Source organism: Paenibacillus taichungensis (assembly GCF_050994985.1).
Classification (GTDB): domain Bacteria; phylum Bacillota; class Bacilli; order Paenibacillales; family Paenibacillaceae; genus Paenibacillus; species Paenibacillus taichungensis.
This window is the reverse complement of the sequence record NZ_CP194720.1, coordinates 1,349,081-1,369,026: the sequence shown is the minus strand read 5'-3', so window position 1 is coordinate 1,369,026 and position 19,946 is coordinate 1,349,081. Positions and strand designations below refer to the sequence as shown.

Below are 19,946 nucleotides of genomic sequence, written 5' to 3'. Positions count from 1 at the left end.
ACTACCCGTTTAAGCGAGGCGGATTAATGAAAACGTTAAAGCCAAGAGTCTTTATTGGCTGCTCGCTGGAAGCGAAGCCGATTGCAGCCGCAGTACACGAAAACTTGCGTTTCTCGGCCGAAGTTACCCCTTGGTACTCCGGAGTTTTTAATCCAAGCAGTTATACCATGGACGATTTGGAAACAGAAGTGCGTACGACTGACTTTGCCATTTTTATTTTTCATCCCGATGATATATCGAAAATTCGCGGGAAGTACTATGCCTCTGTCCGTGATAATACAATGCTGGAAATGGGTTTGTTTATGGGTCGGCTAGGACGAAAGCGTATTTTTTTCATTCTCCCTGAAGATATTACGGACATCAAAGACGCTTCCAAGATCGAAGGTTTACGCATGCCTACAGACCTCCTGGGATTAAATCCACTGGTTTATGAAATTCGTTCAGACGGGAAATGGGCGCCAGCCGTCTCGGTGGCCTGTTCCAAAATCGCAGACAGCATCGAAGAACAGGGACGATGGAGCGATCCCGAAGTGGAAAAAATCATCGAGAAACATAAAAGGTCTGAGGGCGAAGCCCGATTACAGTTGCTCAAGCTGCTGCGATTCTTCAGGGAGTTACTGCGTACCCGCAAAGCAGATTCGGTTATGTTGGAGCGAATGAGCGATGCACTTCGAAGTGCATTTGTATCTCTTCCTCCATTTGCCGTGCGTGGGACTGCCATATACCGTACAGATGACAGTGGTCATATTGAACAATTATGTGGTAATGTTGGGGAACCGGGGAGAAAATATAACTTGTCCGCCAACGACGACAAACAGCCTGATGATCCGAAGCGAATTCTGGTTATTGATTCTTACCGGGAGAACAAAATCAAGATCAATCTCTACGACGACTACCTTGAGAAAGAGTATCTGCTATGCTATCCTGTAGCCAAGAGGTATGTAATCACAGTCCATATTATTGGACATATTGAAGCGGATGAGGCGATATTTCAGCAGATGGATTTGGAGAATCGTCATCTGTTCAACGCCATCAACGATTTGTTAGGAGGCGAACCGGAATGAAACCGGAAACGAAAAAAATAAGCAAGCGCTGGGGCAGCGAGAAAAAGGTACGCCTCAGTTCTGCGCCCGAATCATCACGACCGGTTCCGGAACCCAAGGAAGAAGATCGTTTCCACAAACCGGCCGTACCGCTGACTACGATTGGCCCTTCACTGAAGGGTAAGGAAAGACCTTACAAAGTGATTCTGGAAAAAGAGGCTCTTTATGAGAAGCCTCAGTATCTGGCTTAACCGCTTTATGCTCATATACAACTCTGCCGTCTGGTTCGGCAGATCATCTGGCCCCGCCTCCCAAGGCAGGGGCTTTTTTGTTGCAACACTTTGACAACTCTTACTAACCTTCGCTAGTACCAACCAAAAGCTCTTCATCTCTTTCTCTGATGCATTAAGTCGTTTTCTTTATGCCTTTAGGTTTCCTGCAAAACCCAAATATTATACCTTATTTTGGAGAAGGCCTGTCCCTATTTCACCGCCTACAACCTCAGCATAAACCGAATATGGGCTACTTCCAATATTTCTCGGTTGTATTGTGTATCAGCATTGCATATATTGATTATAATATAAGAACATACGTTCTGTAAATAAGAACATGTCCGAATTCAAGGTTAAGGAAGTGAAAGTATGTCATCATCCCCTTCCGCCCCATCCCCTGCGGATGAAGACCACCGATTGATTAAAAGCATGGTTGTACGCACTCTGCTGCTGGATGTGCTTGAACGGGATATTCGCACACTGGATACGTTGCAGCTCAAAATGCCAGAGGTGTACATTCTGTCTCTAACCCGCATTCAAAATGATGTACTTAAGGAAATGCTGACGCTTCGCAAACAGATGAGAACTCGTGGCGTCAAGGTTCTGGAGGAGAAACGGCAAGTTGATGGAATCGAAACCCAGTATCTGTGCAGAGGATATTTACAGCGGTTCTATATGCTGTGGACGTTCGCACGGAATGAAGTCAAAAAAGAGCTTAGTCGGCATCTGGATATGGACTTGACCCAGCCGTTATAGCTGATTCATCTGCTTAATGTACCCGTCATCGTTTGAATTCACAACTCTTAGTCCACTTAGTTCGCTTACTCCTCAGAATCCTCACCCTTCTGCCTAATCGAAACAGGTTGACCCCAGGAGGCTGCGTTCATTAAGATGGAATAGACATGTCTGTACATTCCGTTCAGACTTGCAATGAAAATGGATTCCTATAAGCAACAAGCCTGCCTGCCATTAACGGCGGACAGACTTGTTCATTGGAATTGCTTTCAACGTCTTATCAATCAAGGAGTTGTACTTCATGGACTTGAATTCGCATTTAATTAAAAATCAAAAACCCGCACATACAGGCATTGCCGCAGATGTTACCGAACTGATCGGCCAGACACCTGCCGTCAGACTGAACCGACTTACAGGCAGCGATTCCGCTGACGTATACGTTAAGCTGGAATATTTCAACCCCAGCGGCAGCGTCAAAGACCGTGCCGCCTATAACCTGATCGTTCAGGCTGAACGGGCAGGAGTGCTGCTTCCCGGCGCAACCATTATCGAACCGACCAGCGGCAATACCGGCATCGGTCTTGCGATGAATGCTGCTGCCAAGGGATATAAGGCCATTCTGATCATGCCGGACAACATGTCCAAGGAACGCATCAACATCCTGAAAGCCTATGGTGCAGATGTCGTACTTACCCCTGCTGCGGAACGGATGCCTGGTGCGATTCGCAAGGCCAAAGAGCTTCAGGCCGACATTCCAGGAAGTTTCATTCCCCAGCAATTTGAGAACCAGGCGAACCCGGACATCCACCGGATCACCACGGCTCCCGAAATTATGCAGCAGATGGAAGGCAAGCTGGACGCCTTCATTGCCACAGCGGGAACTGGCGGTACAATTACCGGAACGGGAGAAGAACTGCGCAAGCAGCTGCCGAACATTCGTATCTATGCGGTAGAGCCGAAAGGTTCACCTGTGCTGTCCGGTGGCGAGCCCGGACCCCACAAGCTCGTCGGTACAAGTCCGGGATTCATTCCGGACATTCTGAATACCGACGTGTGGGATGCCATTATCCAGGTGTCCGATGAGGATGCACTGGATACGATGCGGCAGCTTGCTGCCCGGGAAGGGCTGCTGCTCGGCCCTTCCTCTGGCGCTTCGGTGTGGGCCTCCCTTCGCATCGCAAAGGAACTGGGGCCGGGTCACCGAGTGCTCTGCATTGCGCCCGATACCGGGGAACGGTATTTAAGCATGGGTATTTTTTAACAAAGAAAAACTCTTACACAAGTTAAAGGCCCTCCAAAATGAGCGCTTGATCACAGCTGCACGTTGAATCCGCAGCGTACAAGTACTTATTCTTGAAAGGGAGCCAGTTAAGTTAAATATTCTAAATATGAATGTGAACTAGTGTGTCAGGGTTGTCCATTCTACACCTTCGGGAAGCAGAGCCGCAATGCGGTCTTTGGCTTCCTTTTTGCTGTACAACGATTCATCGAGAATCGCGGCGGTACCTGAATCACTGCTGGTCCGAATCAAACGTCCCAGACCTTGCTTCACGCGCAGCAACATGTATGGAAGATCGATCTCTTCATAAGGTGCAGCTGACGCTGTACGTTTTGCATTAAATACAGGGTCCTGTGGTGGATACGGGAGCGACCAGATCATGACATTGGATAATGACGGTCCTGGAACGTCCAGACCTTCCCACAGATTGACGGAGCATAGCACACTTTCCTCATCCTCCTGGAAAGCGGCAATCAGGTCACTAATCTCCCGATCTCCCTCATACATAAAACGTAACCCTTGAGCCTCAGGGACATGAACGATGTCCTGCTTGAATGCACGCAGCTCTTCCATCGTACGGAACAGAATCAGGGCACGACCCCCACTCTCCTGAAGCAGTGTCACGGCGTCACGCAACCGATTTTCGTTTTCCGGGTGACCAGGAACGGTTTCATCGGTAATCTTCATCTGCATTTTGTCCGCGTAGTCATATGGGGAAGCCACGGAGAACGATACAAAATCATCAATACCCAGACTGTCTGCCACATAACGGAATGAACTGTCCACAGATAATGTTGCGGATGAGAAGACAATCGGAATGCCTGTATTGAACACACGCTCGTTCAGAATTTCCTTCACGGTACGCGGCATGATCGATAAGGTTATCTCGTCTTCGCTCTCTTCAGCCCAGCAGATGTATCCATCTTCCTTACGGAACAACGCAAGTGCAGACTGAATCATGTCCAGATGTTCTTCCACTACACGCATCTGATAGCCATCCAGCGAGAACAATCCGCTCTCAAATACCAATTCTTCGCCGATCGCATCCAATACGCTGGTCAGACGTTCAATCTCACGCAGCAGCGGCGGTTCTACCCGCACTTCTTTCCGTTCCGATCCGGGAATGGCTACCGTATACGTATCCAGCAGCGCGAACAGTCGTTCACTGCTCTCAATCGCTTCATCCACACGCTCCGCGAGGGATTCACGAATCTCCCCTTCAAGGAGACGGGTAACCAGTTCCTCGAAGATGCGGTGTTTCAATTTGTAGCTCAGTGCGTTCAGGGCCGCTTCTTCCAGCAAATGTCCTTCATCAAATACAACCGAGCTGTGATCTGGCAGCAGTGGCAATTGTCCCTCGCGTTTGCGCGCTTCATAGGTCCACACATGCTCCATGTAGTAATCATGGGAACAGATGATGATGTCCTTGGAACGACGATAGTGGTCACGCGACAGCGTCAAGCCACAGCGTTGACGTTTGGGACAAACGAAGCAATCTTGGAACGGGTCCCAGTTAATTTTGTTCCACTGGCGATCATTCAGATGTGGATACTGTTTGCGATCACCATATGGATGAAATGCCTGAAGCGTACCCGGCGTATTCACAAAATCCGGAAGGCTCTCATGCACTTCTTCAATGACAGGCGCATCCTCATCCGCAAATCTCATCGCACTTAATTTGTTCAGACAGACGTATTGGTCAGGTGACTTGCCCAGACGTGCGTCTACTTCCAAGTCCAGATGTGCAGCCAGCTTTGCAATATCTCCGCCCGGCTTCACGAGCTGTTCAATCAAGGACTCATCTGCACAGGCAATCACCGCCGGTTTCCCCGTATAACGTGCATAACAGACCGCATAGAGCAGATAGACTAATGTCTTTCCTGTTCCCACACCAGCCTCAGCCATAATGGTCTTTTTATCTCCATAGGCCCGTTCAAGCTGGTACGCCATAAAAATCTGTTCATCCCGTACCTCGAAGCCGGACTCAGGCAAGATATCGTAAAAAACATCGGCAACCCATTCCCCTAAACGGGATACAAAGGGCTCTGCCGGATCATATGCAAAAGGATAACGTTGTGTAGACAATCCTAAGTCAGCCTCCATTCTTCTATAAGTGGTGCATTTTTATCTAAAAACCGTCCATAGGGCAAAAGTTAATTATCCCACGCCATGAGGTGGGTGACAAGCTTTTTTTGCGAAATTTTATGTATAGAACCGGACCACAGGGAAAATATATACAGAAATCCAACTTAAGGAAAGGTGGTCTCTATGGATAACCATTCTTCACAACCTGATCATTCCTCAGACAAGGCACCCGAGACATTAACGGATCGGCAAGGCCATCCCATCACGGACAATCAGAATGTTCGAACCGTCGGCAGTCGAGGACCGACTACGCTGGAGAACTATCATTTTCTCGAAAAGATCACCCATTTTGACCGTGAACGCACCCCGGAAAGGGTTGTCCATGCCCGCGGAGCTGGCGCTCATGGTGTATTTCAGGCGTATGGAACGGCCGGGGATGAACCGGTATCGAAGTATACTCGCGCACGTCTGTTTCAGGAAAAAGGCAAAGAAACGCCCGTATTCGTTCGCTTCTCTACGGTTATTCACGGTGGACATTCACCGGAGACACTTCGGGACCCGCGCGGATTTGCTGTGAAATTCTATACCGAGGACGGCAACTGGGATCTGGTGGGCAACAATCTGAAAATCTTTTTCATTCGCGACCCGCTCAAATTCCCGGATATGGTGCATGCCTTCAAGCCAGACCCGTTGACAAATGCACAGGATATGGAACGGTTCTTCGATTTTGTTTCGCTTAGTCCAGAAGCAACCCATATGATTACGTTTCTCTTCTCCCCTTGGGGAATTCCGGCCAACTATCGACAAATGCAGGGGTCAGGCGTCAATACATACAAATGGGTGAATCAGGAAGGCACAGGCGTGCTCATTAAATATCATTGGGAACCGCTCAATCAAGGCATACGCAACCTGCTCCAGAAGGACGCCAGCGATATTCAGGGGCAGAACTTTAACCATGCTACACTGGACCTGTATCACGCCATTGAACAAGGGGACTACCCGGAATGGGAGTTGTGCGTTCAGGTTATGGAGGATGGCGAGCATCCCGAATTGGATTTTGATCCGCTGGACCCGACCAAGCTGTGGCCGCCAGAGCAGTTTCCGTTTTTACCCGTTGGGAAAATGACCCTAAACCGCAATCCCGAAGACTACTTCAATGAAGTGGAACAAGCAGCGTTTGGCACAGGAGTGCTGGTGGATGGACTGGATTTCTCAGATGACAAACTGCTGCAAGGCCGCACCTTCTCCTACTCGGATACCCAGCGTCACCGAGTGGGGGCCAACTATCTGCAACTGCCCGTCAATGCACCGAAAAAGCGGGTAGCCACCAATCAGAGCGGCGGGCAGATGCAATATCAGGTGGATCGTGCACCGGGTCAGAATCCGCATATCAACTATGAACCTTCCTCGTTGGGCGGCTTAAAGGAAGCAACCCCACGAGGCAAGGAACATGAACCACTGGTGGAAGGCCGACTTGTTCGTGAAAAAATTGAGCGTACCAATGACTTCGGACAAGCCGGGGATACCTACCGTTCGTTTGAAGATTGGGAGCGAGACGAGCTGATCAGCAATCTGGTAGATGCTTTAGCCACATGCAAACCGGATATCCGCGAGCGCATGATCTCCCATTTCACACAAGCGGATGCTGATTATGGGCGCCGGGTAGCGGAAGGATTATCGTCCGTCTCAACGGATGACAGTGCTACGGTTCAGCCCAAGCATGAGCCCACAGTGGAACAGGCTGCCAAGCGCAGTCATGAAGCAGATCCATATTAAGGACTGGCTGGTTTAGTTAAGACATTTTTAAAGGCAACGGACATGTTATATAGGAAACATATGGGCTCGTTCATTAACCCTCGGTAGCAAAGACTGCTTGCGCAGCTTCCTATCGGGGGGATTTGGCGTTCCAACCTGAGCAGCCCGTGAGCTGATCACGCGAGGCTCTTCTATTTTAAATATTTTTAAAGTTGATTTCGGATGATTGGAGGTATGGATCATGCCGCTTGCCGGGAAAAGGGGCTCTTTCTACGTTCATTTCAGATGATCCCCTGTTAAATGTGGGACATGAACTGATCACAGGATTATGTGCTAGTCATATGAATTTCCATTTCCGACCAGTTATACGGGGCTTATCAGCAGGTTGAGTCCATCTGATCAAATGATTATTGATGATAACGTTTATAACATTTACCATGAACCTGTGTCCTTTAGGACTTCATTTCCCAATTACTAAGGAGGTTTGCTTAATGAAATTATTCCCTATTACTTCTGCTCATTCCTCATCTCAACGTTCGCTGAAATCGAAAATGACTAACATCTGCCTAAGTGCCGCGTTCCCTCTACTATTGCTCGGCGGTGGATCGGCTGGTGCGGCGGAATTGATCGAGAGTGGAATGCAAAATCCCTCTGATTCTGTAGCTGCCTCCAGCACTACACTCGCTGCAGGTGATCTATATGTCGCTCCTGGCGGCTCGGCCAGCAATCCCGGAACCCTTGCGAGTCCTACATCACTGGCTAACGCATTGACCCAGATCGCCCCGGGTAAAACGATCTATTTGCGCGGCGGAACCTACAGCTTCTCGCAGACCATTACCATTGAACGAGGCAACAGCGGCACATCCGGACAACGTAAAAATCTGGTGGCGTATGGATCGGAAAAGCCTGTCTTTGATTTCTCGGCCCAAACCTTCGCCTCCACCAATCGCGGGCTGCAAATGTTCGGAGACTACTGGCTCGTCAAAGGACTTGAGGTGAAGGGTGCGGGCGACAACGGCATCTTTATCGGGGGCAGCTACAATCGCCTGGAACAGATCGAAGCTCATCATAACCGGGATACTGGCATCCAGCTCGGACGTTATGCTTCGACTGCTTCAAACAGCGAATGGCCTGCCTATAACGAGATTATTCGCTCCTATTCCCATGATAACTATGACCCGGATGACGGCGAGGATGCGGACGGTTTTGCTGCCAAATTGACGGTTGGCCCGGGCAACCTGTTCGACGGTTGTATCGCTGCCTATAATGTAGACGATGGCTGGGATCTCTATAGCAAAACAGATACAGGCGCCATTGGCGTTGTCACGATCCGTAACAGCATCTCCCACCATAACGGGCAGACTTCGGATGGCACATCCACCTCCAACAGTGACGGTAACGGCTTCAAGCTGGGCGGCGAGAAAATCGCGGTGAATCACATCGTGGAGAACAGCATTGCTTTTCAAAATAAAAAACACGGCTTCACCTATAACAGCAATCCTGGTTCCATTCAGATGAAAAACAATACATCCTGGAACAACGGGCAAAGCAACTTTGCCTTTGATGTAGGCACACACATCTTCACCAACAACCTGTCCTTCGAAGGCGGCGCCAGCGACAAAACCAGCGGAACCGACGTCAGCAGCACCAATGTCTGGTGGAAGAACAAAAAAAGCGAGAACGCCAAAGGCCTGCTCGCCAGCGCAGCCGACTTTGTCTCCCTCGTGCCTTCGGTAACACGTAGCGTTGATGGAACGCCTGTCCTGGGCAATTTCCTGAAGCTTGCTGGGGGCAGTGATCTGATTGGGTCAGGTACGCCAGCGGGTACGAATATTGGGGCGCGGTAGGTTGTAGATAATAAGATAAAAAGAATAATTTAAATGCAAAGTCCCCTCCCCCATACCAGCCGATTGCTGTTGATGGAGAAGGGGATTTTTGAATTACTTTGTATTGTCTACTGGCTTATAAGGTAGATAGATAAATACTTACGTTTTGGCTAAAACCTCAATGATCAGTCTGCCGCCTGTGCGAAAACCTTGCTCAAACGCTGCTTCCACATACATGGACGTGGATTGTCCGATCAAGTCTATCAGTTGCTCCAAAGCATCATATTCGTTATCGGTAAGCTTTGTTTTGTAGCCCTGCATCAGGTCCGATATCTGGCGATTGATCTCTTGATAATCGGCATGCTCAGGATAAATCGACTCGTCCAACCGCAGGTTTCCGTGAAACAAATCCTCGATCAGGTTTGACATGTTATCCTTCATGGTAAGGTCACCTCAGGAAGATTGTAACTCAAGGGATGAGGTGAGATGGGAATTTAGCGGGAAATCCGCTAAATTCTTTTTTCACAAAATGTGGAGTTAGAAGTAAAAGTTGCCGATAAAATATTATTACTACCCTGATCTTTAGTGGAAAGATGTTAAATAACGACTATGAGTTAAATGCTATTTGTAATATTAATTTTTTATATAAGCCTCGCGGTGCAATTTACATAACTAATTATTTTTTCACAATAGAAATTAAAGTTCTTGTTCTTTTCTCCCCATGTAAAATTTTCAATAAATTGTAAAGATTATAATAATCCCAATTTTGCAAACTCTTACGTAACATAAAAAAGTTCAACAAAAAAATATTATTCAATACAGATATAAATAAATCAAAGAATCTATCATTGTCTATGATTGTTTCTTCATGTAAATTTGAAAAATATTCAACACTCATTACGGGTAAGGATCTAGAACCTGAATGAACTATGCCGCTTAATATCGACCATTTGTCCAAATACACATGTAATGAACCGGGTTTCCTCACTCAGAAACGGCAAAATGTTTTTGCTATACTCTTTGGAAGCCAGATTCAGAATACAGTTGCTTTCCGCTTGAAGCTGATCTGCCAACTTACTGCCCCAGAATTTATAGAGTGACTTGGAACCTGGGCCTTGCAGCTTGCCCTGCATCTCCAACCGATAAGGGGTAATCCCATCCAAAGGCCGCAACATGTCATAAAAACCGGATAATATGCGTAAATGCTGAAGATAGGCCAGTTCCTCATGTTGAAAAACACCCGGAGGCATAGATTGCTGGTGTCAGATTTGCTTTTATTATATTCATATTCTGAATCCGTTCCACGCTCTATTCGACGATTGAATCGTTACAATTCCACAACGCTTTGAGTTCGTCATAGCATATCTTTTGAAGCAAACTTAATAGCTGTTCTAACTCGTTAGTAAAATGTGGCATCTGCGCGATAGCCATAAGTTCGGTATCGATCTTCATCTTTTTAGCTGGTGATATGATCATTCTCATCGTGCTAATCCATCCTTAATCTACCGTTGTTTTTGTCGTTATCCATTTTATAGGATTGGACGGCACCTCCAATGTTAAAGCGCACACCCCCGTTGAGGTTCCTTTAAAAAAACTTAAAAACGAACAAACCAGCCCGCTAATGGACTGGCTTATTCATTACATTTTGTAAATTTAAGTTAAAAATTATTTGTACTTTAAATAAGAATCAAGGGTTAGTTGTACCCATTGTATAACCTTTGAAACGTGTGAGTACCTGAATTTAATCAATTCGCATTCTTCTATCGACTATAGACCAACTGTGTTTTTATGCTGATTCCTCTTTCAAAAAAGAAATTTAGGTAGTTGTTAAATTAACAATTGAATTGTATCTTCCCTCCGTCATAAAGACGCCAGTAATTCGTTCATTAATAAACCTAATTACATCTAGTGAGTCATAATCTTCGTAACATATATCTTCCTTATAAATAAGTTTAACATTAGCCAATCCACTCTGAATTAATAGTTTTCCTTTATCCATTTCTCCATTTTGTAAATAGTAATTCCCTAAATCAACCCAATTCATTACAAGATAATCACATGTTTTAATTGATTCATCAACAAGAGTAACAAACTTATTTTTGTTTGTAGATTCGTAATGCCATGCCATCAAATACAATATAATGGCTTTCGTTTGTGTATCACTGGAGTTTTTCTTTAATTGCATTAATTTTTCAAGTTGGAAATCATTCATTCCACCCATAAACCATTCACTGAAAAAACTTGAAAGTATTGTGAAATATGAAACATTATCATTGTACTCCATTGCCGAATCTAACAATGATATAGCTCTTTGATAATCTCCAAAAGGAGGTAATGTTTGCAATAAGACTACTCTTGCCCATGCATCTACGTCCTGAGGAAACTTATTTAAATAGTCAAGAATTAACTTCTCTGCTTCTTCCATGGACTCTTCAGTCGACTGATTCACTAACCCATTGACAATATTCTGAATGGACAAATCATTCATCAAAATCCTCATTTCTAATTAATTTGGTTACCAAGAATACGAGTAGTCTTGCCCATAAAGGCATCTACATTAATTATGGTGCCGTTCTTGTCAGCAAAAAACCTAATTGTTACATCGTGACCGTTGATTTTTGTAAACATCTGGTTCGAACCTATTTTAATTTTACTAGGATTAACTTGCCCTATCTTACTAGTTACACTGTTAAAAATAGACAATCTATCTTTCCCGAGTTTCATGATCCCTTTTTTAATGTGATCCTGAGAAAACACATGGGATTCATACCGTTTAAATAAATCTGATTTGAAACTAATTTTAGCCGTTGGACTGAGAGCTCCGCCTTGACCTTTCCCTTTCTTGGATCCGGTAGCTTTACCACCAGCAAATCCCATTGCAAGTGCTGCAATATATTCTGCTTCTTTTCCTTTAATCAACGCACTTACTAACTGTTCAGTCGCCCAACTAATATTACCTGCAGACTTAGTATAAGGGCTTCTACCCAATGCCATATCATACAAGTAATTATACCGATTCTTATCTAAAAAAGAGTTAAAGCCGTAGCGATCTCGAATTGTATTCTTATACAGATTATAATTTGAAGTATTTATTTTATAACCTTTCGCTTTAGCATCCTTCAGCATATGTCTGAGTTCTTGAGCATAGTAAGGCTCTGCCATATTGCCGCTAGGATCCACATACTTTAACGGGTTATTACTGACATACGAATACAGGTTCAAACTCAACGGATCGTTCAGTTCCCCCTCATACGTATCCTCGCCAATAAATCGTGCCATGCCTGGATCGTACCAACGAGCTCGTAGATACTGAAGCCCTGTTGTTTCATCCCAATATTCACCAGCATAGCGCAGAACATTTGGAACCGTTTCTTCCGTTGTGAGTGGTCCACCCCATATGTCATAAGTGTACTCGTTCAATACTTGACCAGCATCATCCACAAGTCCGACTACATCGCCATGCCCATTGAACTGGTAGTATTCCAATTTTCCAGTTTGCTTCTCCTGACGTGCCCATAGTTGACCATACAGGTCATAGATATAAGCATAGGTTAGTTCAGTTTTCCCGGACGTCACTTGGGCTTCCGCCATGAGTTTGGCTTCTTCATCGTAGTAATAACGAGTCGTTTTGTCACCTTCGGTGCGTTCGTACAGCAAACCATCCCCGTTATAGCTATAGGTTACTGTTTTGCCTTCCCCGGCTGCTTTAACCAACCGGTTCTGACTGTCATAGGTATATTCTGCATCTTTCAGTCCGTATACCTTACCACTGCCGGTACTGTACCGGTTGCCATTCGAATCATACGTGTAGGTTTCCTGTAGCGAACCCGATTCCGTTTGGATGCGACTAAGTTCATCATACGTAAACCGATCGCTTGTCCCATTCTGAGTACGGGACGTGATGTTTTTGTTTCCATCGTATTCATAGTCGAATTGATGAATGGATGTCGTTCCTTGGGAAACGGTGACTCCTGACAGATCATAGCCATCAAACTGATAGCTTGTGCTAAGGCCTTTCCCAAACGATACTTTTTCCAGCAAACTGTTTGACGTATAACTAAAGGTGATTCGATCCACAGGCGTTTGGGCCGATGCTGCGAGTGCTGAAGCGCCACCCGTTCCCGAGGTGATATCCATGGAAGTGACCCGGTTCATCGTGTCCAGTTCACCGTGTATCCGTAAGGATTGTTCGTTTACATCAGTAAGGGTATATCCCAACCGCTGCTGAGTATTGTTTTCATATTCAAGCTTGGTTCCATCCGGGAAGGCGAGCCCACTGAGCACACCGTCCGTATCACGGTATGAATAGGTTGTTTTGCCGTGATCATCTGCCATCGACGTTCTACGACCCATCTCGTCGTACGTATACGATACAGAGGTATCCGGTCCTTTGAACCCTGTAAGCATGTTGTCGCTGTTATACGTATACTCGGTGATTTTCCCGAGCCGATCCTGCTTTTTGATCAGATTGCTCTTTTTATCATAATAAAAGGTAGTCGCAGAACCATCCAACGTCGGTGGAGTCTGCTTGATGATCCGGCCCAGTTCATCATATTGTTTGGTCACCGTTTGCCCGTTAGCAAATACAACTTGGGTCACCTGGCCCTGATAGCTGTAAAAATATCGGCTGGTTTCTTGTTTGGGCGTGGTTGCCGTTGCAATTTGTCCGAGCGCATCGTACGTATATGTTGTGCGCTCCCCATTACCATCAATAGAAGCAGTTACGTTTCCGCTGAGGTCATATTCACTTTGCTGCAAAGGTACAAATGCGCCGTCTCGATATTCCTCTACTGCTGTTGTGCGTCCCAGCAAGTCTTTCTTTTCACGAGTTTTATACCCTGAAGCATCCTGAACCGTTATGGTTTGACCAGCAGGATCAATCGTTGTTGTATCCGAAGTTCCATCGGGATATTGGGTCTCTGTCGTTTGCCCAAACGCGTTGACCACATACCTCGTCACATTCCCCTCAGCATCTTCCGAAGCCGTCACGTTTCCTTCGCCATCATAGGCATATTTATATGTTGCGTCCGCCGTTTGCTCTTCCACGAGTAAACCTAATGGATTGTATCGCTCGAAAGTCACAATGCCGTCTGGCGATGTGCTTGTAATGATGTTATTTGTATCATCGTATGCGGTCGTCGATTGTGTACCATCGGCATGCTTAATTTGAATTAGACGCCCTGCCTTGTCGTATTGAATTGTTTCCTGCTCTCCGGAAGCATTCGTCGTTGTCTCCAGTTCACCGGAAGGCGTATAGCTATACGACACCACAAGAGATTCTTCTTTACCAATGGCATCATGTACAACCGTCGATGTCGATTCCAACAAATGCCCTGCATTAGATTGGTAGCTGAATGTAGCAGTGCTATCTTTAGCCAGCATACCGCCTTTGTCAGTTGAACTGCTGATACGTCCTTTATCATCAATTTTCACTTCCGAATCCGTGAGCAATTGTCCGCCATATCCATTTTTGGTGGAGGTCTGCAACATATGGCCTTGATTATTGTATGTTATTTCAGTGTACCTTTCCAACGTACTGTTTACCTTGGTGGTGAATCGTACAGGTTTGATCCAGTTATACGGCGCTTTTCCAGTTTCGTACGCATAGGTAGTTTCCTGTCCTGTGCTTTGTTTTTCGGACGTCACCATTCCATTGGCATCGTAGGTCATGGTCGTGGTTAGCTTCTCGCCTGCACGCCCCCCCTCACTAACCCACTCCGTCATTTGAGTCGGAAGGTTTCGCTTCGTCTGGTTATCGTACTGCAACTCCGTGGAATAAATCACGTCATCTCCAGTTAACGTGTGCTTATCTGCGTGAACCAAATCTGGATGCGCTGCAGCGCTAAACGTTTTGGAGAACGTCCAAGTATCTACAGTGTTCTCTGCTTTCACTTTCGTGGTCCATGTTGCAGATTGACCGTAAGTGTCCAGATCTTCTCCAGAGTACTCAAAGTTAACCTTATCCAGAACGCCTTCGCCTTCCGTTGTACTAAAATGGCTCTTACGCTCTCTGACTTTAAAGACGAAATAGGAAGAAGCTTCGCCCATCTGCTTCAGCGCCGGAATATATGCATAATCCGTTATAGCCGATGAAGGACTTGTAATACGCGATAGCAACGCTGTATGCATCACACCTTGAGCATTTTGGTTGCTTTGCAACTCAGGTAAAAAGTTGAATTTGGATTCCGGATAATAATACGTATACGTCGTTGTCCGATCAAGAGCATCTGTGTATTCTCGCAAAATGCGAATGCCTTCGTCCTCGCGTTGCGTGTATGTTGCTTTCCGATCCGTTCCGGCAAGCTGTACAGTAACCTTCAGGTTGTCATAAGCAAATGTCAGCGCCTGACCTTCACTGTTTTCAATTCGTGCAATAGCTTGGTTTCCGTTCAATGTTGTATAGTGAAAATCCACGGTATTGCGGTAGCCATCTGTAATTTGCAACAGCTCTCCGGCTTCATTAAAAAGATAATCGTAGCCGTTACGGATGGATAGACGATAACTGCTAGATACGCCATTAACAGTCACGGTTGCATCTCGCTTAACGGTTAAGTCATTCCATACGTAACCTTCCAGTTCCAGATTCGCGTTTAAGCGGTAATTGCCCACTCCTGGAATCAGAATATACTGATGATCGCCACGCTTTTCCATGAAAGGAATGTCCCAACGCCATCCTTGCCCCAATCCAGCAGAGAGTTCTTCCTTGCGTGGCGTAACCATATTGGAATACGTCTGTGTCGTTTCGTCATATTCAACGCCCAGCTGTCCACTCGCTCTAGCGCTGTCATAGACGCGTGTCAGATCAAACGGAATGAGACCAGGTAGAGAAAGGTCAGTACTCTGAATCATCATTTCCCCTGTAGCAGTTGAGATGGATTCTGCTCCATAAGACGTCATATAAAGCGATGCGTCATCTCGGATATCTACATGGTTAAGTCCAGTTTCGTCCACGGTTGTTCCTGTACCTGGAGCATCCTCATTAAGAGCATTAATCGAGAAGTTATTTTGCTGTGATGATCCGGAAGGGCGTAGCCCCTCCATTTGAATCGGTTCGCTTATTTCTTGTGTTTCTAGCCATTTTTCAGCAGCCTCGCCGCCTGTGCGATCTGTCTGTAAAGCTTTATACAACTGGTACAACGAGTAACCTTGATCTAGCTTCTGTTCGATCCAGTCTTCTTTGACCCCAAATTGCTCTTTTAAACTATGGATTGTAATGTAGGTGGCAGAAGGAATTGAATCCTTCCCTTCTGCCGCCGCTGCTGCTTGTCCTCCATATCCAAAAGAACCGAATCCACTAAGAACCAATATGGCACATAACCAAATAATCGTTAATTTCTTAAACACTCCATCACCTCAACCTAGATTTAGACAATCATTAATTAAATGGGAAAATCTTTTTCGTTCGTTTCGTTAAATTACCGTTGCGATCATACTCAAACACAATTTGATCTCCCGTAAATAGAACGACTTTAAGCAATTGATTGCCATAGCCATATTCATAGCTGTTGTCATTGCGAATGTTCATCCATGCTGCTTTTATGACTCCCTGAATCGGTTTTCCATCCTTTTCACTTAGCTTGAGATAATAATTCTGTCCACCTTGAAGCTCCCATTCAAGAACGGTATATTGCTCACCATATACCTGTTCTTGCTCTATTGAAGAAGCTACCGGAATGCTAAGTTCCTTATCTGAATACAATTCGATCCGAGGGTCGATGGAAAAATCACCTGATTCCTTTATGGCAATCCGATACTTGTCAGAACTATAGGGGTTAAAACGGTAGTACACATTCCCTTGCTGAACTGTGGGAAGCGCCGTCTCTGTGTTTTCATACAAAGTCAGAAACTCCACTTCCGCTTCCTTGACCGTAAAGTTACGGTAAGGACCTACAAATCTCAGCGATTGAGATGACACATTATGCACCTGAAAGTCAAACTTTCCAGGTATGTTTTGTGATCCTGTCTCATTTTCCCCTTCTCTGACAACCCCTTGATTCTGATCTCGAATAACGTAATCATAGGTTAATCCTTCTGCATGAGATGTAACGAGCGGTGCTGAATACGTTGATATGTTGGAGAATAACATCGTCGTATTTGGGGCCAAACTCCGTTTGATGAGCGCAGGCTCTTGACTGGGATTAGCTGTCACAGGAACGTCATATTGAATCGTTACCGGCTCCGAGGATACTACGGTTAAGACAAGCGTTCCACCCGCTGGAACTTCCCATGTTTCAAGACCTGAACCTTCTGTTAGATACCGATATTTATTTGTTCCTTCGTAGACCACAAAATCCACAATGGAATTGGTTGCTCTAATCCGATTCAACTGAGCCGTTTTCGAACCCAGATTCGTAAATACTGCGCTCTCACCTTGGTTAACGGTAATTTCTGTTTCTGGTGAAGGGACTTGATCATCTTGTCCACGGAAAACGCGGTAAATCCCACCATACGTTATGGGTTGATCTGAGATGTTGGTAACAACAACTTTTTTACCACCCAAGACATACGCCTCGATCGCTGTTGCTGTTCTACTGCTTGACACTGTTCCATCTACGTTGTAAATCGTGTAATCGTACACCCGCCCCGCGCTGCTGGAAGCATCATTTCGGACCCTTTTCGAATCTGAGCTTATGTTGGTAAAGGCATAGCTCTCGCCTTTGTTCAACGTTACGCGCAGATAAGCTGGTTCCTGGCTATCCACTACAGAGAAATCATCCGTGTATTCAAATGTTACAGGTGTACTTCCCCCTACGGTAACGACGGCTTCACCACCAGAAGGAATGGTAGCGAGACTTACATTGCTATTGAATTTGTCGCTATGTGCTCTGCCGTCTGCCTTATACACCACAATATCAAACAGTGCACCTAATTTTTTGGCGTTACTCCGTATTGGGTTGCTGAGTGAGCCTCCATTATGGAATTTTACCGATTGACCCGGTGATACCGTAATCTTAGTTAGTGCTTCATTTGGTCGATCCTCTACATCAAAAATGGTGTAAATCGCACCTATGGTTACAGGTTGAGCAGATACGCCTGTAATTACTGCTTTATTTCCATAGTAAACAACTGGTTCAACCGCTGTTGCTTTTCTTGTACTCCGTTCTGTGCCATCCGGATAATATGTCACGTAATCGAATACTCGTCCTTGGCTAGTTGAAGCATCACTGTCGAGGTATTCCCGATCGCTGCCATTATTCCAGAATGTCACGCTCTCGCCTTGATTCAGTGTTACCCGATGGTACGCAGGTTCCATGCTTTCTTCAACCGAGAAATCATCCGTGTAACTAAACTCAATCGGGACTTTCCCTGCTACGGTCACAACTGCGTAACCCTGTGATCGAATCATTGGATTGGTTGTTTTGTTGAAGCCATCCGAATGAACAACGTCTTCTGCTGTATAGAGGACATAGTCAAGAATGGCTCCGTTGCTACTGCTCGCATTGTTTTTAACCGGATTAGCTAACGAACCATTGTTCCGAAAAATAACAGATTCACCGGGATTTACGGTAATACGAGTAATGGCATCTCCACCCGCTTTTTGGACATCAAAAGTCCTATAGGGCACACCGTACGTCACTGGTGTTGCTGTAACCAAGGTCACAACAGCGGTTCTGCCCGATGCTACCCCAGGCTTGGTGGACGTATTCGTCCCCGTGGAATGTTCTGTACCATCCGGAAGATAAACGACATAGTCATGCTTATCTTTGGTGGAACCATTACTTTGGAGTGCATCTGATTTAGCGCTGATATTGGTGAACTGGTAACTCTCGCCTTGGCTCAGAGTCACTCGGGTATACGCAGGTTCATCACTCCATTCACCCGTATAGACTTCGTAAGGGAGTCCAATGGTGACAGGCTGTGTTCCGGCCCCCGTAAAAATGATCTCGTTTCCTCCCCCTAAGTATGGCTTGCCGGTTGATTCAAAGTTCGAACCAGCAAGGCTTCCATCTTCCTTGTACGTGGCATAGTCATACTTCCGGTCTTGGGCTGTGGAGGTATCCGCACTCACAGCCCTCGTTTGTGTTCCTTCATTGACGAACCGATAGCTCTCACCTTTGGACAAGGTCGCTCTATGTAAGGCTGGATTCGCAGATACACTATAGGCAAATTCAGCAGGTATGGTTACTGTAAATGCATTAATTCCACTTGAGGTTACGACAGTGGTGTACCCTGCTCCTACGGATAAACTGCTCGTCGAATTCATGTTATCCGATGAAATACTTCCATCTGCTTTATAAACAGCATAATCATATGAACTGTTTCTCGATGTCGCAGCATCTGTGCTCAAGGAGCGAGCGCGGGTTCCATTATTAGTGAAACTATAGGAATCACCAGGATACATAATTATGACTTCTTCCCCCACCAGTGCCATGGGTTGGGTAGAAAACATATCCTCCTCATATGTATCCTCCGTTACTGTCGGTGCATCTTCTATATCTTCAACATCCTCGTCTACACCTTCCGGTTCTTCATGGACGTCTCGATCAATACCACCCAGATATTCGTCGTCTGTTAAAGCTGATTCCTCCATAGAAACATCGACATTCTCATTGCTACTTTCAGTCGTAATTATGGCATCTGATTGATTAGAAAGCGCAAAACCGCTAGTCGGATACATGGTTCCAATCAACAACAAAGCCATCAGAAAAACAATAAATCCTTTTCTTAAACTCATGGAATTTATATTCCTCCTTTATGTTTTTTCTCCATTCCCTTCCTAAACAGATGTATAAATGGAGTCTAATAAATCATTATCGTCATTTCCCTTATTTTAGGATATAGTTAATTAGTCCCTACTTTAAGGGACTTTTTTCCTTTTCCATTTCAGATAACAATTAATATAACCTGTAATTATCTTGATCCGAAACAGAATTAAAGATTAAATGCAGTTCAAATGCTATTTCAATTGAATTAATCGTTTTTCCTAATTGGGCTATAACTTAGATTTATT

At 45.5% G+C, this 19,946-nt stretch carries 13 protein-coding genes; 6 read left to right on the top strand and 7 right to left on the bottom strand.

What is annotated here, in order from left to right; all coding sequences use genetic code 11:
• Positions 1-26: 26 nt before the first annotated feature.
• The 4 genes from ACR1R9_RS06280 to cysK all read left to right on the top strand — a co-directional run bounded on the left by ACR1R9_RS06280 (position 27) and on the right by cysK (position 3,311).
• Positions 27-1,064, top strand: a complete 1,038-nt coding sequence (locus ACR1R9_RS06280; RefSeq protein ID WP_163755096.1) for a nucleotide-binding protein — start codon at positions 27-29, stop codon at positions 1,062-1,064.
• Positions 1,061-1,294: a hypothetical protein gene (locus ACR1R9_RS06275; protein ID WP_064636670.1), complete on the top strand. Its 234-nt coding sequence runs from the start codon at positions 1,061-1,063 to the stop codon at positions 1,292-1,294. Before ACR1R9_RS06280 ends, ACR1R9_RS06275 begins: the two co-directional genes overlap by 4 nt.
• A 390-nt stretch (positions 1,295-1,684) precedes the next feature.
• Positions 1,685-2,071: a hypothetical protein gene (locus ACR1R9_RS06270; RefSeq protein WP_064636668.1), complete on the top strand. Its 387-nt coding sequence runs from the start codon at positions 1,685-1,687 to the stop codon at positions 2,069-2,071.
• Positions 2,072-2,351: 280 nt separating this feature from the next.
• Positions 2,352-3,311 carry a cysteine synthase A gene (cysK, locus tag ACR1R9_RS06265; protein WP_218966747.1) on the top strand — a complete coding sequence of 320 codons (960 nt, stop codon included), beginning with the start codon at positions 2,352-2,354 and terminating at the stop codon, positions 3,309-3,311.
• Between the two features lie 138 nt (positions 3,312-3,449).
• Here the strand turns inward: cysK and ACR1R9_RS06260 are convergent, their stop codons facing one another.
• Positions 3,450-5,432, bottom strand: coding sequence for an ATP-dependent DNA helicase (locus ACR1R9_RS06260; RefSeq protein ID WP_326101897.1), 1,983 nt, complete (start codon positions 5,430-5,432; stop codon positions 3,450-3,452).
• 165 nt (positions 5,433-5,597) lie between these two features.
• On the opposite strand from ACR1R9_RS06260, the gene ACR1R9_RS06255 reads away from it, so the two are divergent.
• Together ACR1R9_RS06255 and ACR1R9_RS06250 are read left to right on the top strand one after the other, a co-directional pair.
• Positions 5,598-7,190 (top strand): catalase, encoded by a 1,593-nt coding sequence (locus ACR1R9_RS06255; protein WP_433921496.1) that lies wholly within the window; start codon positions 5,598-5,600, stop codon positions 7,188-7,190.
• A gap of 617 nt (positions 7,191-7,807) precedes the next feature.
• On the top strand, positions 7,808-9,016 hold the full coding sequence (locus ACR1R9_RS06250) for a right-handed parallel beta-helix repeat-containing protein (protein WP_433923753.1): 1,209 nt from the start codon (positions 7,808-7,810) through the stop codon (positions 9,014-9,016).
• 138 nt (positions 9,017-9,154) lie between these two features.
• Here ACR1R9_RS06250 and ACR1R9_RS06245 read toward each other — a convergent pair whose 3' ends face one another.
• From ACR1R9_RS06245 to ACR1R9_RS06220, 6 genes are all read right to left on the bottom strand, one after another.
• Complete coding sequence (locus ACR1R9_RS06245; protein ID WP_433921497.1) at positions 9,155-9,436, bottom strand: DUF6809 family protein; 282 nt, start codon at positions 9,434-9,436, stop codon at positions 9,155-9,157.
• Between the two features lie 470 nt (positions 9,437-9,906).
• Positions 9,907-10,245: a YaaA family protein gene (locus tag ACR1R9_RS06240; RefSeq protein WP_433921498.1), complete on the bottom strand. Its 339-nt coding sequence runs from the start codon at positions 10,243-10,245 to the stop codon at positions 9,907-9,909.
• Between the two features lie 58 nt (positions 10,246-10,303).
• Complete coding sequence (locus ACR1R9_RS06235; protein ID WP_433956454.1) at positions 10,304-10,426, bottom strand: hypothetical protein; 123 nt, start codon at positions 10,424-10,426, stop codon at positions 10,304-10,306.
• A gap of 385 nt (positions 10,427-10,811) precedes the next feature.
• Positions 10,812-11,483: a tetratricopeptide repeat protein gene (locus ACR1R9_RS06230; protein WP_433921500.1), complete on the bottom strand. Its 672-nt coding sequence runs from the start codon at positions 11,481-11,483 to the stop codon at positions 10,812-10,814.
• 14 nt (positions 11,484-11,497) lie between these two features.
• Positions 11,498-16,339: an RHS repeat-associated core domain-containing protein gene (locus tag ACR1R9_RS06225; RefSeq protein ID WP_433921501.1), complete on the bottom strand. Its 4,842-nt coding sequence runs from the start codon at positions 16,337-16,339 to the stop codon at positions 11,498-11,500.
• Between the two features lie 31 nt (positions 16,340-16,370).
• The gene (locus tag ACR1R9_RS06220) at positions 16,371-19,670 is read right to left on the bottom strand and encodes a hypothetical protein (protein ID WP_433921502.1); all 3,300 of its coding nucleotides are present in this window, start codon (positions 19,668-19,670) and stop codon (positions 16,371-16,373) included.
• Between the last annotated feature and the right edge of the window lie 276 nt (positions 19,671-19,946).

Excerpts from the sequence above, each read along its gene's own strand:
- cysK (WP_218966747.1), top strand. The coding sequence starts at position 2,352 with ATGGACTTGAATTCGCATTTAATTAAAAATCAAAAACCCGCACATACA.
- ACR1R9_RS06220 (WP_433921502.1), bottom strand. The coding sequence starts at position 19,670 with ATGAGTTTAAGAAAAGGATTTATTGTTTTTCTGATGGCTTTGTTGTTG.
- ACR1R9_RS06270 (WP_064636668.1), top strand. The coding sequence starts at position 1,685 with ATGTCATCATCCCCTTCCGCCCCATCCCCTGCGGATGAAGACCACCGA.
- ACR1R9_RS06240 (WP_433921498.1), bottom strand. The coding sequence starts at position 10,245 with ATGCCTCCGGGTGTTTTTCAACATGAGGAACTGGCCTATCTTCAGCAT.
- ACR1R9_RS06275 (WP_064636670.1), top strand. The coding sequence starts at position 1,061 with ATGAAACCGGAAACGAAAAAAATAAGCAAGCGCTGGGGCAGCGAGAAA.
- ACR1R9_RS06235 (WP_433956454.1), bottom strand. The coding sequence starts at position 10,426 with ATGGCTATCGCGCAGATGCCACATTTTACTAACGAGTTAGAACAGCTA.
- ACR1R9_RS06255 (WP_433921496.1), top strand. The coding sequence starts at position 5,598 with ATGGATAACCATTCTTCACAACCTGATCATTCCTCAGACAAGGCACCC.
- ACR1R9_RS06280 (WP_163755096.1), top strand. The coding sequence starts at position 27 with ATGAAAACGTTAAAGCCAAGAGTCTTTATTGGCTGCTCGCTGGAAGCG.
- ACR1R9_RS06250 (WP_433923753.1), top strand. The coding sequence starts at position 7,808 with ATGCAAAATCCCTCTGATTCTGTAGCTGCCTCCAGCACTACACTCGCT.
- ACR1R9_RS06245 (WP_433921497.1), bottom strand. The coding sequence starts at position 9,436 with ATGAAGGATAACATGTCAAACCTGATCGAGGATTTGTTTCACGGAAAC.
- ACR1R9_RS06230 (WP_433921500.1), bottom strand. The coding sequence starts at position 11,483 with ATGAATGATTTGTCCATTCAGAATATTGTCAATGGGTTAGTGAATCAG.
- ACR1R9_RS06260 (WP_326101897.1), bottom strand. The coding sequence starts at position 5,432 with ATGGAGGCTGACTTAGGATTGTCTACACAACGTTATCCTTTTGCATAT.